This window comes from Thermococcus aegaeus (genome assembly GCF_055393685.1).
Window position 1 is genome coordinate 493,289 of sequence record NZ_AP042464.1, and the last position, 12,602, is coordinate 505,890.

Annotated in this window: 15 protein-coding genes; 2 read left to right on the top strand and 13 right to left on the bottom strand. The window is 43.2% G+C overall.

Going from position 1 to position 12,602, the window contains the following annotated elements; translation table 11 throughout:
• The first annotated feature begins 24 nt into the window (after window positions 1-24).
• Complete coding sequence (locus ACZ5NL_RS02675) at window positions 25-1,770, top strand: radical SAM protein (RefSeq protein WP_464842807.1); 1,746 nt, start codon at window positions 25-27, stop codon at window positions 1,768-1,770.
• Here ACZ5NL_RS02675 and ACZ5NL_RS02680 read toward each other — a convergent pair.
• The 12 genes from ACZ5NL_RS02680 to ACZ5NL_RS02735 all read right to left on the bottom strand — a co-directional run bounded on the left by ACZ5NL_RS02680 (window position 1,763) and on the right by ACZ5NL_RS02735 (window position 10,786).
• The gene (locus ACZ5NL_RS02680) at window positions 1,763-2,437 is read right to left on the bottom strand and encodes a hypothetical protein (protein WP_464842808.1); all 675 of its coding nucleotides are present in this window, start codon (window positions 2,435-2,437) and stop codon (window positions 1,763-1,765) included. The genes ACZ5NL_RS02675 and ACZ5NL_RS02680 overlap by 8 nt on opposite strands.
• 45 nt (window positions 2,438-2,482) lie before the next feature.
• Window positions 2,483-4,249, bottom strand: a complete 1,767-nt coding sequence (locus ACZ5NL_RS02685; RefSeq protein WP_464842809.1) for an S-layer protein — start codon at window positions 4,247-4,249, stop codon at window positions 2,483-2,485.
• 227 nt (window positions 4,250-4,476) lie between these two features.
• Window positions 4,477-5,301: a hypothetical protein gene (locus ACZ5NL_RS02690; RefSeq protein WP_464842810.1), complete on the bottom strand. Its 825-nt coding sequence runs from the start codon at window positions 5,299-5,301 to the stop codon at window positions 4,477-4,479.
• Window position 5,302: 1 nt separating this feature from the next.
• Window positions 5,303-6,349: an AmmeMemoRadiSam system radical SAM enzyme gene (gene amrS / locus ACZ5NL_RS02695; protein ID WP_464842811.1), complete on the bottom strand. Its 1,047-nt coding sequence runs from the start codon at window positions 6,347-6,349 to the stop codon at window positions 5,303-5,305.
• Window positions 6,350-6,359: 10 nt separating this feature from the next.
• Window positions 6,360-6,806: a PIN domain-containing protein gene (locus ACZ5NL_RS02700; RefSeq protein ID WP_464842812.1), complete on the bottom strand. Its 447-nt coding sequence runs from the start codon at window positions 6,804-6,806 to the stop codon at window positions 6,360-6,362.
• Window positions 6,791-7,003, bottom strand: coding sequence for an antitoxin family protein (locus tag ACZ5NL_RS02705; protein ID WP_464842813.1), 213 nt, complete (start codon window positions 7,001-7,003; stop codon window positions 6,791-6,793). Before ACZ5NL_RS02705 ends, ACZ5NL_RS02700 begins: the two co-directional genes overlap by 16 nt.
• A gap of 66 nt (window positions 7,004-7,069) precedes the next feature.
• Complete coding sequence (locus tag ACZ5NL_RS02710) at window positions 7,070-7,774, bottom strand: ABC transporter permease (RefSeq protein WP_464842815.1); 705 nt, start codon at window positions 7,772-7,774, stop codon at window positions 7,070-7,072.
• Entirely contained in the window at window positions 7,771-8,472 is a 702-nt protein-coding gene (locus ACZ5NL_RS02715; RefSeq protein ID WP_464842816.1) for a fluoroquinolone export ABC transporter permease subunit, read from the bottom strand. The genes ACZ5NL_RS02710 and ACZ5NL_RS02715 overlap by 4 nt, the downstream gene beginning before the upstream one ends.
• On the bottom strand, window positions 8,469-9,320 hold the full coding sequence (locus ACZ5NL_RS02720; protein ID WP_464842817.1) for an ABC transporter ATP-binding protein: 852 nt from the start codon (window positions 9,318-9,320) through the stop codon (window positions 8,469-8,471). The genes ACZ5NL_RS02715 and ACZ5NL_RS02720 overlap by 4 nt, the downstream gene beginning before the upstream one ends.
• A gap of 60 nt (window positions 9,321-9,380) precedes the next feature.
• On the bottom strand, window positions 9,381-9,833 hold the full coding sequence (locus ACZ5NL_RS02725) for a type II toxin-antitoxin system VapC family toxin (RefSeq protein ID WP_464842818.1): 453 nt from the start codon (window positions 9,831-9,833) through the stop codon (window positions 9,381-9,383).
• The gene (locus ACZ5NL_RS02730) at window positions 9,802-10,071 is read right to left on the bottom strand and encodes a hypothetical protein (RefSeq protein ID WP_464842820.1); all 270 of its coding nucleotides are present in this window, start codon (window positions 10,069-10,071) and stop codon (window positions 9,802-9,804) included. The genes ACZ5NL_RS02725 and ACZ5NL_RS02730 overlap by 32 nt, the downstream gene beginning before the upstream one ends.
• 52 nt (window positions 10,072-10,123) lie before the next feature.
• A complete protein-coding gene (locus ACZ5NL_RS02735) occupies window positions 10,124-10,786 on the bottom strand; it encodes a helix-turn-helix domain-containing protein (RefSeq protein ID WP_464842821.1) in 663 nt (220 codons plus the stop codon).
• Window positions 10,787-10,873: 87 nt separating this feature from the next.
• On the opposite strand from ACZ5NL_RS02735, the gene ACZ5NL_RS02740 reads away from it, so the two are divergent.
• Entirely contained in the window at window positions 10,874-11,593 is a 720-nt protein-coding gene (locus ACZ5NL_RS02740; RefSeq protein WP_464842822.1) for an SDR family NAD(P)-dependent oxidoreductase, read from the top strand.
• Here ACZ5NL_RS02740 and ACZ5NL_RS02745 read toward each other — a convergent pair.
• Window positions 11,590-12,525 carry a thiamine-phosphate kinase gene (locus ACZ5NL_RS02745; protein ID WP_464842824.1) on the bottom strand — a complete coding sequence of 312 codons (936 nt, stop codon included), beginning with the start codon at window positions 12,523-12,525 and terminating at the stop codon, window positions 11,590-11,592. The genes ACZ5NL_RS02740 and ACZ5NL_RS02745 overlap by 4 nt on opposite strands.
• Window positions 12,526-12,602 lie beyond the last annotated feature (77 nt).

Here is a 12,602-nt window from a genome sequence, read left to right on the forward strand (position 1 = left end):
AAACTTCAGACCAAATCCTCAAACATGATAGTTGCCATAGTAGATGGCTATACTGATGAACCAGCCGGGCTTGGAGTGCCTCCCTATTTGGGAATCTATCCCAGATATGCCTATGGGGCAATAAAAAAGGCTAGAAGAGACGCCAGCATATTTTACCTCACCATTGATGATCTTCGCTTTACTTTTGAAGGTGAACAAGGAATAAAAACCAAAAACAAAACTCCCAACGTTTCTAAAGCTAAAGATATTCTCGAGAAGGCCGATGTGCTCATATACATCGGTGGACTGCACACTCCGGGAAAATATCTTTCTGCAGTTCCTTCCCAAGTTGAGGAGGTTGCAAGGTTTATAAAGCCATTCAAAGGCGTTAAAATCCTCGGCGGGCCGGCTTTTATGGGTTCAGCCCATGAAGGGGGAACGAAGATAAGCTCAAGGGAATTAAGCTTAGCTCAGGCAGTTTTTGACCATATCGTTTACGGAGACTTAGAGGCTTTTCTCTACGACTTCTTCACAAATCCCAAAGATGTAAATCCATTCCGCTTCAGGAGTTATGAAGAGCTAAGGGATTATGCCCTTCTTGGAGCTGAGGTGGTAAAGCAGTTCCCGGATTATCCGGAGTTTGTTATAGTGGAGATAGAAACTCAGAGAGGCTGTCCCAAAGCTGCTGGCATAGGAGGCTGTTCCTTCTGCACAGAGCCAGTGAGGTATAAGGTAATAGAGGATCGACCGATCGAAGATATCGTCAAAGAAGTTGAAGTGCTTTACAGCTTAGGAGTGAGGCACTTCAGGGTGGGAAGGCAGAGCTGTATCTTTTCATACATGGCAAAGCCGAATGGCAGAGTGCCCATACCAAATGCTGAGGCTATTGAAAAGCTCTTCAGAGGGATAAGGAATGTTGCCCCTGATCTCAAAACGCTCCATGTTGACAACGCAAACCCAGCGGTTATAGCAAACTATCCCGAAGAAAGTATTAGAATAGCAAAGGCACTCATTAAATACGGCACGCCCGGAAATGTGGTCGCTTTTGGGCTTGAAACGGCTGACCCAAAGGTGGCAAAGCTTAACAATCTCAACTCAACTCCCGAAGAAACCTACGAAGCGGTTAGGATCTTAAATGAGGTAGGTGCCAAAAGAGGCTACAACGGCATGCCCTGGCTTTTGCCTGGAATCAACATCATTTTCGGCCTTCCTGGGGAGACTAAGAAGACCTATGAGCTTACCTATGAATTTTTGAAGAAAATCCTCGATGATGGGCTGTTGGTAAGGAGGATAAACATAAGGCAGGTAGTTGTATTTCCGGGAACGCCTTTATGGCATATGAGGGAGAAGGTTAAAACAGAAAAGCACAAAGCCCTAATCAAGCACTACAAGTACAAGATAAGGCATGAGATAGACTATCCAATGCTCAAAAGGGTCGTGCCAGTAGGGACAGTTTTGAGAGATGTTAGGGCGGAGGTGTTTGATAACGGCTTAACCTATGGGCGGCAGATAGGGAGCTATCCCCTCATTGTGGGAATTCCCAAAAAGATTGAACTGAATAAGTTTTACAATGTAATGATTGTTGATCACGGCTTTAGAAGTATAACTGGGATACCAATCCCTATAAACGTGAACAGAGAGAGCTCTAAGGTTTTGAGTTATCTTCCTGGAATCGGAAGAAAAAAAGTTGCAAAGATTCTCGCAAAAAGGCCGTTCAAAAGCAAGGAAGAATTTTTAGAGATAGTTGAGCCAGAGAAAAGGGAAATGTACAGAGGTGTTGTAGTCATTTAACCCTCGAGGCTATGATGGTTTTTAACAGCAAAACTTCTGCAAAGAGAGTTTGCTCGCTGGTTGCTTCAAGAACTACAACACCCTCCTTTGGGGAATATATGCGATCTATTTTTCCTCCTTCTGCGGGCCCCTTTAATATGACAAGAAGATGCTTTTTGTTTCCCACAATTCCAAGTCCAATTTTAACCTTCTGAATGAATCCCAGAGATGCAGTGTGTATTTTTTCAACATCTGCCTGAGCTCTAGCCATAGACTCATTCTCATCGTATCCCTTTCCTATGTAATACCAGTATCTATTTGCGGTAAATACGGGGGATAATACAGCAGCTATTTCCGTTACTGTTCTTGTCCTCCATACGCATACATCACCAAAAGCCTTAGCGTCACAGTTTCTAAACATGGGGTCCCCAACTATAAGGGTCATGCTCTCATATACATTCCCTCTGAGGGTTAAATTCAAATCTAAGAGGGGATCACCAGTGTTGTAGCTTTCAAGAGCAATTTTATAATCTATTCCTTTATAAGGAACTTTAACAAGGACTTTTCTCAAAGGCTCTTTATTCGGATTAACGTTACTTGAGAAGTTGGAATATCCATAAGCAAGAATTCCCAAAGGAGCAAGCACAAGGATAATCAAAAGGAGCACTGCAACTAATTTTTTATCCAATTTCAAAACCTCCAGAAAAGTTAATTAAAAAAGAAGGAAAAGGCTTCAGAGCTGGGCCAAGTACTGCATAAGCTCCTTGGCTGCGTCTCTTGTGGCGTACCTGTCCTTACCGGCAACGATGAGGACATCGAATGTTCCAAAGGCATCCTCTATGTACTCGAGGTCGCCCTCACTGTTCTCCCAGTCAACTGTGCTGAGTCCTTGGTCAACAAGGTACTTGGTGATTGCGTTTGCAACTGGTCCACCTACGAGGATGAGGTTGCTGTCAACTGCGTTGACGTCAATCTCGCTGTCAAGGACTGTGATTGGCTCTGTTGGAACCATTGGAGTAATCTTAGTGTAGGTCTCTCCCATGATTGACTCGATTGTCCATCCGTCAAGCTCGTCGCCAACTCCAAGCTCTTGGGTCTCCCAGGTCTTTTCAACCGGCTCAACTACGATGTATGACTTAACTGCGTACTCTTCCTTGTCGTCGTCGTCAACGTCCTTTGTGTAAACCTCAGACTTGTAGTACATTTTGTACTTGCCGAGAATGTCGAGCTCTTTGCCGCTAAGCTCGTTCTTGTTTGTGAGTGTAACCATCACTATCTTTCCGCCTGAGAAGTCAAAGTCTACTGTCCATCCTGAGACAAGTTCGTCACCAGTCTTCACGGTCTTCTGGTTGGTTACAACTTTAATTGTTGCTATAAGGTTTCCGTCGATACCGACGAATGTGTCTGTTAGAGTGAGGATTATTCCTCCATCGCCAAAGACATCCTTCTCTTCGTTCTTGTTGAGTATAACGAGCTGATCCACTCCATCTGGGCTTGTAACTTCTACCAGTGCCCTGTTCTCGTTAACGCTTATGTCAACGGCCTTGACCTTGTAACCATCGTAGTCCTTTATGTCTCCAAGCTGGAACCAGGTTTCTCCGTGGTCTTTACCAAAGGTCATGCTTTCTTGTGTTGCGTTTAAGTCTAGTACATAGTAGCTGTTTCCGAGAATTGTGAAGGTGTCGCCTTTACCAACACCATCGTAAACTGTATCAACTTCCGTGTATCCTCCTGGGTTGTCATCATCTACAACTGTGTCGGTCTCTGTTGTTGAGTCGAGGCTTCCCCATATGTCACTTGGAGTTGTTGTGTTCTTCTCCCACTTTTTGATAACATAGTTGAGCATAACTGTGAAGTTACCAGCTGGGATCTTAAGGGTAGCTTCCTTTGGTGGGTATGTAATTCCATTTGGCTGGTTCTCGTCAACAAGCTCTATGTCCCAGATGGTGAAGTCCCAGTCGATTTGGGCATCGCCGTTTATTTGGTCCATGTCTTCAATCTCACCTACGAACTTTGGCATCCAGCTGTCCCATGCTGAGTAAGCACCGTTGTATGCACTTCCGTTCCACCAGAAGTCGTCATCACTAAGGTCTGAGAGCTCCTCGTTTGTGGTGTTTGGATCAACATTAGTGTCCTCATAGAGGTTGCTGAAAACTGGAATTGGGTCTGGATATTGGGTGGTTTCCTTCTTAACTACAACACTAACACCACTTGCCTCGACTTCCTCAGATGTATAGAGTAAGCTTCCAATTGCAAGGGCTATGTCAGCTGCGCTGGCAACATCCATGGTTGATGGTGCGTTTGCACCGACTACGATTTTAACGTTTGGCATTCCATCCTTAACAAAGAACTCCTTTCCTGGCATTGCGGCGTTTGCATATCCAAGAGTCGCTCCAACCATTGCGGCACCAACAGCAAGGGCCGCGATTTTTCTTACCTTCATGTCTTCACACCTCCGATACCTTGTAGGGGCTAATCCCCTAGCTATGGTATTCTTCATTACCTATAGGTGCCTTGGGGTTTATATACTTTTCGCTTTCAGACCCTTTCTAACGATTAGAAAAGCTGTCTTTTTGCCCCAATGGCTAAAAGTGGCGTTTACCTAATGCCTACATCCAATTCGCCTTTTGCCGATAATATCTCGACAAAAGTTGAAGGGAGGAATAGGCGCTCTACCAGCAATAACGGCCATTGCTTATAAACTTTTCTCTCCGATAAATTAAAGGGTCAGGAGAGCGTGAATTTGAAGGTGTCCTTCTCTATAAGCTTTTTCTTAAGCGGCCTGTGGATAAGTTCGTGAACAAAACCACCCAAATCAGTGAGAGCATTTTGAAGCTCTGTTGCAGATACATCAACTATCTCGGGTTCAATTATCGATATTGCAACTGGGGCGTATTTTGCTGTAAGTTGGAAGAGGACTTCAAAGGGCGATATAAGCTCAGCAGCAACGAGGGCGTAAATTCTTCCTTCCTTCTCCTCCTGCACCTTAACGGCGATTTTGTTAATTTTGCATCCTTCATATGCAAACGCTTTTAACATAGTCTCTTCTATCACTTCTCTGTCCTTTCCGTAGGTCTCTATTACAAAGCGGTAGAGAATTTCTTTGCTGTCAATTATCAGTTCCTCAATTTCTTCCCTGCTGTAGCCAACTTTCGGCTTTGGGATCTCTTCAAGCGGGGGATAGGCAACCAACCCTCCAAACGTCTCCATGAGCTTGCCCATGAATAGAGACACTTCTCCAAGGATTTTCATAAGGTCTTTGCCATCTATTTCAATTTTGGCGGGGGAGACAACTTCTACTATTGCGGGAGCATATTTCATCGTAGCTTTCACTATCTCTTCAAAAGGGCCTTCCAGCTCCGCCTCAACCATGCTTGAGTATTTGAGCATCTCTTCTTCAGGGTTTTCAAGGATATCTTCAGCTCTTATGTTCTCAACCCTCACACCGGTTTCATTCTTTAGTGATTTTATGATTTCTTCAACAGCCCTTTCCAAAGCTTTCTTGTGGTTTGAAAGACCTTCTATATAAAATCTAACCTTCATTGTCGTCATATTACCACCACATTCCTCTGTAATGCCTCTTTTTATATTCACCAATTATCGGTATTGGTTCACCGCAGTACTCACACTTTCCATCCTTTATGTGGTACTCCTCTATGGTAAAGCCCCATCTAACTATTAAAGGTTTTCCACATTTGGGACAGTAGGTGTTTTCTCCATTGTGACCAGGTATATTGCCAATGTAGACAAATTTTAGCCCCTCTTCCTTGGCTATTCGGTAGGCTTTTTCAATAGTCTTTACAGGGGTTGGAGGAAGATCCAAAAGCTTGTAGTGGGGGAAGAAGCGCGAGAAGTGCACAGGGGTATCATCGTCGAGTTCTTCAACAACCCACCTCGCAAAGGCCCTTATCTCCTCTTCACTGTCGTTTAGAGTGGGGATTATCAGATAGGTCAGCTCCACATGAATCCCAAACTCTTTCTTGGCAATGACAGCAGTTCTCTTGCTCGGCTCAATGCCTGGGACTTTTGAAACTTTTCTATAAAATTCGTCCCTAAAGGCCTTTATATCAATATTCATGGCATCAATATAAGGAGCAAGGGCCCTAAATGGCTCTTCATTTATGTAGCCGTTCGTCACGAGAACGTTTTTAAGGCCAGCCTCTTTGGCAAGCTTTGCAGTATCAAAGACGAACTCGTACCATATCGTGGGCTCGTTGTATGTGTAGGCTATGCTCTCACACCCATAGTGCTTTGCCAGTCTCACTATAGCTTCAGAGGTTGCATCTTCTAAGTAAGGAAACCTCTCGTCGGCTTGACTTATCTCCCAGTTCTGGCAATGGATGCAGTGCATGTTGCATCCAACGGTGCCTATAGAGAAGGCACATGAACCTGGGTAGAAGTGGAAAAGAGGCTTTTTCTCTATTGGATCTGCAGCCATAGAGGAGACCTTTCCATAGTTGAGCGTGTAGAGTTTTCCTCCAATGTTCTTCCTAATTCTGCATGATCCCCTTTGTCCCTCACTAATAATACAGTTTAGGGGACATAAGTGACATCTCACCTTACCATCCTCTAAGGGCTCCCAATACATTGCCTCTCTCATACAATCACCACTAAGGAAGTTTTTCAAGGAAATTAACATTCTCAAAATCGGAATCGAAGGTTGCTATCTTATTAATTCCATGAAGCTTGCAGGCAAGCGCTATCAAAGCATCATTTGGAAGTAGGGAGTAGCTTTCCATGACCTCGATTAGCTGGTCTACATTAGAAGGTGTGGGGATAATGATTACTGGTAGCTCAGAAATCAGCCTGTTTAAATTTCTTAGATACGTTTGATAGATTCCGAAGTTTTGATTTAGTGATTTCTTCAGCTTTTTTAATTTGTATTCTCCGTAGTGCTCTTCAAAGATTAGTCCCATCCCGACAAACATAGCCTCTTCAATGGTGTTTATTGTTGTAGCAAACGCCTCTCCCTGCTCAAGAATTTTTCGAGCATCTTTTGTTTTGTCTGTATAAAGCAAGTAACTAACTATCACATTTGCATCTAAGTAGATAGCCATAAATCATCCTCCAGCTCAAGGACTTTTTCAAGTTTTATCTTCTTTTTGAGTTTTATACTTCCTTCAAGCTCGTCTAAGAGCTTCTTTTTATCTCTTTTTCTAATTTCCACGATTAATTTTTCCCCTTCTTTAAAAGGAAGCTTTTTTAGAGGTTTTAAGACGCCATTTTCATAAATTACCTCAATGATCTCGCCCATATCCTTTCCCCGGCTAAAATTAGATAAGGATATAATTTAAGCTTTCGGTTTAAAAAAAGAAGAAGGTCAAAGGACCTTTCTTTTGAAAAGCACTACAAGAGGAACCAACCACACCAGGTGGACTGCAAGAGCAAGAGGAAAGTCACTGTAGTCATTAATTGGAATGCCTTCAAAGACTTTATAGAGCCAGTAAGTTGGTAAAAATGCCGTGAACTTGCTCCAGTCTGTTGAAAGGTTTCTCCAAACGACGACGAGCTTTATCAGTGGGGGTAACATAAGGAACCAGCCGAGAATCTTGGAGACTGTCAAAGCCTGCATTCTGGACTCTGAAAATACTGTGATGAGCACCCCATAAATCCATACCTCAAGGAGGAAGAGTGCCATTAAAGCTAGAAGACCCTTTTGAGGTACCTCTATGTCGAGGATATGCGGAGCAACACCCACGAGAATCAGTGTTATCAATGAAGCCCAAGTAAGTCTGTAAGCCAAAAAGGCCTCGCTTGAGATTGGAATTACCTGCAGAGCTTGAATTGTTTTGTCCTCTTTCTCATCGGCCATCATGAATCCTGGAATCATGCCGAATATCATGGGAATGAATATTAGAGTCAGGAGTGCGAGCAATGGATAGTACACTCCAATGCGGTCTTTGAAGTAGCGGACGATTAGGAGAAGAATCAGGGTCATTGACACGCTGTAGAGAAGCATTGGATCTCTCCGCAACAGCTTAATGTCCGTCCTGTAAATGGCTCCAAACTTCTTCACAAAACTCATCTCAATCCCTCCACGGCGTATTTGTAAAACCTTATTTTAGCTATGTAATATGCTATGCCTGCCCAAATAACCAGAGCAGCTGCTGACCATGTCAATGTATCCCTTGAGATCTCCTCAAAGGGCGCTTTGAAGAAGTAAAGTGCAGGATAGCTCGGGATGGCGTAAAGAATCTTCCAAATTTCGTTTGAGAGGTAACCGTGATAGTGGGCAAAGGGAAGGAGCGAGATCACCAGAACAACCATTATCGGCACAAAGTAATCATCAAGGTCATGGTACTTTGCCGCTATCCCTATACCGAGGAGCGTATAAACTATTGATACCAGAAACACTCCAATAATTACATATGGAAGACCGCTGAAGGAACGGGTACCAATTGCCATTATAAGTATCGCCCCCACGATTGACAGAGCACTTAAAAGGAGTGTTTTGGCAAAAATGTAGCTTTTCCAATCTATTGGTGTTACCGCTAAAGCCCCTATTGCACCGTCCTTCTTTTCAGCGAATATCTCCGTGCCGACGAACATAAAGCCAACAAGGCTTGGTTCAAAGATAAGAAAGAGTGGTACCATCGTTGGAAGATACTGCTCTGGGAAAGCCAAGAGCATCAAACCATAGGCCAATGCTATGAGTATGTAGATTGGATAAACATAGCTTCTTATCCCAACGAGAGTGTTTATCTTCATCAGATTTCCTATCATACAAGTCTCCTCCCCGTCACCTTGAGAAATATCTCCTCAAGTGTGGGCTCTTCGGTGTTTATTCTTCTGATCTCGTAGTTTTTGATAATGTTGAGGAACTCCTCATTCTGACCAATTCCCTCGAGTGGGAACTCCTTCACACTAACGTCGCCATTTGCCACATACTCTACTCTAACAAGACGTTTGCCCATTTTGACCTTAAGCTCGCTCGGGTTATCTACAAGCCTCACGGCACCATCAACGATGAAAGCTACCCTATCACAAAGCTCATCGGCAACATACATGTTGTGTGTTGTGAGGAAAATCGTTTTTCCGCTTTCTCTCATCTCGAGGAATAAATCCTTGAATTTCCTCGCACTTGCTGGGTCGAGGCCCTCAAGCGGCTCATCCAAAAAGAGTATTTCAGGATCGGGAAGCAAAGCTCTTGCAAGATCTAATTTTTTCTTCATGCCTTTGGAAAACCCGGCAACAAGCTGATCTGCCTCCTTGTCAAGCCCCACCATTTTGAGGACTTCCATAGGATCGAGGTGCTTTTTATAAAAGCTCGCGAAGAATTGGAGGTTTTCAAGGGCAGTAAGCCGTGAATAAACTGCAGGGAACTCGAAGGAAACGCCAATTTTGTTGTAGTAGTCTTTGCCCCATTTTCTTAGGTCTTTACCAAAAACCTTAACTTCACCGGTGTAGTCTTTGATTATCTTCACGAGGATTTTGACGGTTGTAGTTTTTCCGGCCCCATTTGGGCCCAAAAAGCCGTAGATTTCTCCTTCTTCAACTTCAAAGCTAAGATTCTCTACACCCCTAACATCGCCGTAATACTTTCTAACATTCTTAACTTCAATCACAGGCATATTTTCACCAATTTAAAATAGGAGTTTGAAGTAGTTATACTTAACCCCGCACATGTGCGGTTAGATGAGGAACGAGTTCAAACCTTCGGAAAGGGCAACATCATTCAGGGACTTATCTGCTGTATAGAATTCAGAGGCATTTACTCTCTTTGCAGACAAAATTTGGAGAGCATCTGCTTGATATATGTGATATTTCTCCACCAGCTGCCAGCTTTCTGCAAGAATTGAGCCATAAACGGGAATTACCTTCAATATCCCAAGCCTCTTCATCCTAAGGACTTCAGAAAGAAATCTGGCTCTAACTAATTCATAGCTCTCTTTATCAAGCCGTTTTATTCGTTTTGCCTTATCTAATACTCCTAAAACCTCCCCTATATTCCATAAGCTGAAAGCCAGTTTGACTTCTCCTTGGTATGCCCTTTTATACAGTTCAACCATCTTTTCACTGTTCTTCTCCTTTATGTAGCGCTTTATTATCGCGCTACTGTCCAAGTAAGCTCTCTTCTCGTTCATCCCTCATCTCCCTTACGAGATCGCTTACAGTGCCTCTTGAGGAGACTGGTTCGAATTCTATTTTCTCCTCAAATTTTCTCAGCATATTCTCCAACCTACTTTCAAGATCTAATAGCAACTCTTCCGAGATAATCTCTTCAAGAAACTTGCTTAGGTCTTTTTTCTCTTCAGCTGCATCTTTTTTAAGTTCCCACCACAAGTCAGCATCAATATAAATACTAGTTTTAATCTTTCCCATAATTCTCACCTGTAAGTAATTACCGAAAAGATCCTTTAAGGATTTCGGTAGATTATTCAATGATCTCTTCAAGTATCTTCTTCTGGGCTTTTCTTAGATGCTCCTTTACAGTTGATGGACTTAGGCCAAGCATCTGGGCCAGTTCTCTAAGAGTTACTCTCCTAGGATTGTCAAAATAACCACTCTTGTACGCAAAGAGAAGAACTTCAAACTGCTTTTCAGTTAGCTTTAATATAGGACTGTATTCGGGACTATAATCCTCAATCCCCGCTACTTCTGCTCCATAAACATCCTTGATTGTAGAGATGACATCACTAACAAGCTCATCTTCACAAATCACGTATAGATTAACCCCTTCTGGGCTGAAAGTTCCCTTCTCAAAAATCACCATCCCCTTCTTCTGAACCTCAAAAAGGTCAAAGACATTCTTTGGAAGAGGGGCGCTAAGAAGATCAGCTCTAACGTAAAGAAGGTAGTGGCCGTTCTTCGGTATCAGCTTTGCTTCCTTAACGTGAGGAATTTCTAAAAGGTCATTAAGGATATCCTCTGGGTTTACTTCTTCTTTGAACTTGACTTCCACCAGTTTCACCACATCATTCCCTACAATGAAGTAAGTATCCCCATAACCCCACTCAACTGCCTCTAAGAAGCTCCGAAAGGTGTTGAAATACTCAAGGTTGAGGGGAATCTTGAATCTTATCCTTTTCATAGGCATCAGAGATGTTTGGAGGGCGAAGGTTATTAATTTTGCCATAAGCTGTTTCAGTTATACTTATATTCAAGGGCTATCAAAGAAGATCAGATGGTGATCAAAATGCTGGCCGTAGTTACTGGGGCATCAAGAGGTATCGGCCGTCTTTTGGTTGAGAGGTTAATAAAAAAGGGTTATCGAGTAGTAGGTATAGCAAGAAGCAGAGAGGCCTTAGAGGAGCTTAAAAGCAAGTTCGGGGATTCCTTCGAATATATTGCTCAAGACTTAGCCAAAGAAAATGTAGAAAAAGACATTAAGGATGCTCTTGAGGATTTAGGTGTAGCTAAAGTCGACGTCTTGGTGAATAACGCCGGATTTGGAGTAGTCAAACCTCTCTTAGAGCATAGTGAAGAGGAACTTCAAAAGCTGTTTAGAGTTCTAACGATAAGCCCGATTTTAATGACTAAAGAACTGTTACCCTTTATGCAAGAGGGTGCAAAAGTTGTAATGGTATTAAGTGGCGTTGCCTTTGTTAGAATTCCAGAAATGTCTGCCTATGGTGCCGCAAAAGCAGGCCTTCACTACTTATCACTCACACTCAGCGAAGAGCTCCGTGAGAAGGGAATAAAGGTAATAAGGGTCTATCCAAAGCAAGTTGCCACGCCCTTCTGGAACAAAACTCCAAAAGGAGCCATTCCACCAGAACAGGTGGCAGATGCCATAATGAGGGCAATAGAAAAGGAAAAGGAAGAGGTGTTCGTGCCGGGATATCTCAAAGTCATGAAATATACTCCCAGATGGCCGGCTTTGACCTACAAGTTTGAATTTTAGGGATTTGTCAAGTGCTCCCATCCCAAAAGCGGCATCTTCTCAACTTTTCCATTTCTTCTCAGGTAAATCCCTTCTCCCTTTTCGACTTTTCCAATTACCGTAAACTCAAAGTCAAGCTTTTCAAGGTGCTCTTCGGGAATTGTGAAAATTAGTTCGAACTCCTCGCCACTTGCCAGAGCAAGGGCAATGGGATCAACTTCCAAAAGCTCTGCAACTTCAATGACCTCCTCCCTTATAGGAAGTCTTTCTGCATCAACTGTTATTCTCACCTTGCTCATCTCCGCTATTAAGTGAAGCTCCTTACTCATGCCATCGCTTATGTCTATTGCGGCATTCGCATATCCCGATAAAATCTGCCCCTCCTCAACTCTCGCCTTAGGCTCAAGGAGCTTCTCATATAAAGCCCTCTTTGTTTTTTCGCTCACTTCAAGTGCCTCAAAATAAACTTTAAGCCCAGCAAGGGCCCTTCCAATATCGCCAGTAACGCAAACCAAATCCCCTTCTTTCGCTCCGCTCCTCCTAAGTAACCTTTTACTTGTCCCAAGGGCTATTCCATCGATTATAAGATCACACGCTTCGTTGGTATCGGCGCTTATTATGGGTGTATTATAAAACTCAGATGCCTTGGCGATTCCTTTTGCAATGCCCTCGAGATAGTTCATATCGATACTCCTTGGCACTCCAAGGGAGAATAGAAAGCCGATAGGTTTGCCTCCCATAGCGGCAACGTCGCTGATGTTCATTGTAAAGACCTTAAAGCCAACCTGTTCTGGAGTCATTATCTCCGGAACGTCTGTGCTCCTAACAAGCATGTCGTTTGTTGCTATTAGCCATTCATCACCAAGCTTTAATGCTCCCGCATCATCACCCAATGGGAAATCACCCTGAAGTTTGATATGCTTCATGAACAGCTCTATTATCTCGCGCTCCACTATGACCCCCTCTAATAATGAGACACGCACATTAAAAAGTCTTAGGGAAAGGGATTTATATCCTGAGAACTCAAATT

Coding starts and splice junctions, on each gene's coding strand:
- ACZ5NL_RS02675 (WP_464842807.1), top strand. CDS start 25: ATGATAGTTGCCATAGTAGATGGCTATACTGATGAACCAGCCGGGCTT.
- ACZ5NL_RS02685 (WP_464842809.1), bottom strand. CDS start 4,249: ATGAAGAATACCATAGCTAGGGGATTAGCCCCTACAAGGTATCGGAGG.
- ACZ5NL_RS02690 (WP_464842810.1), bottom strand. CDS start 5,301: ATGACGACAATGAAGGTTAGATTTTATATAGAAGGTCTTTCAAACCAC.
- amrS (WP_464842811.1), bottom strand. CDS start 6,349: ATGAGAGAGGCAATGTATTGGGAGCCCTTAGAGGATGGTAAGGTGAGA.
- ACZ5NL_RS02700 (WP_464842812.1), bottom strand. CDS start 6,806: ATGGCTATCTACTTAGATGCAAATGTGATAGTTAGTTACTTGCTTTAT.
- ACZ5NL_RS02705 (WP_464842813.1), bottom strand. CDS start 7,003: ATGGGCGAGATCATTGAGGTAATTTATGAAAATGGCGTCTTAAAACCT.
- ACZ5NL_RS02710 (WP_464842815.1), bottom strand. CDS start 7,774: ATGAGTTTTGTGAAGAAGTTTGGAGCCATTTACAGGACGGACATTAAG.
- ACZ5NL_RS02715 (WP_464842816.1), bottom strand. CDS start 8,472: ATGATAGGAAATCTGATGAAGATAAACACTCTCGTTGGGATAAGAAGC.
- ACZ5NL_RS02720 (WP_464842817.1), bottom strand. CDS start 9,320: ATGCCTGTGATTGAAGTTAAGAATGTTAGAAAGTATTACGGCGATGTT.
- ACZ5NL_RS02725 (WP_464842818.1), bottom strand. CDS start 9,833: ATGAACGAGAAGAGAGCTTACTTGGACAGTAGCGCGATAATAAAGCGC.
- ACZ5NL_RS02730 (WP_464842820.1), bottom strand. CDS start 10,071: ATGGGAAAGATTAAAACTAGTATTTATATTGATGCTGACTTGTGGTGG.
- ACZ5NL_RS02735 (WP_464842821.1), bottom strand. CDS start 10,786: ATGCCTATGAAAAGGATAAGATTCAAGATTCCCCTCAACCTTGAGTAT.
- ACZ5NL_RS02740 (WP_464842822.1), top strand. CDS start 10,874: ATGGTGATCAAAATGCTGGCCGTAGTTACTGGGGCATCAAGAGGTATC.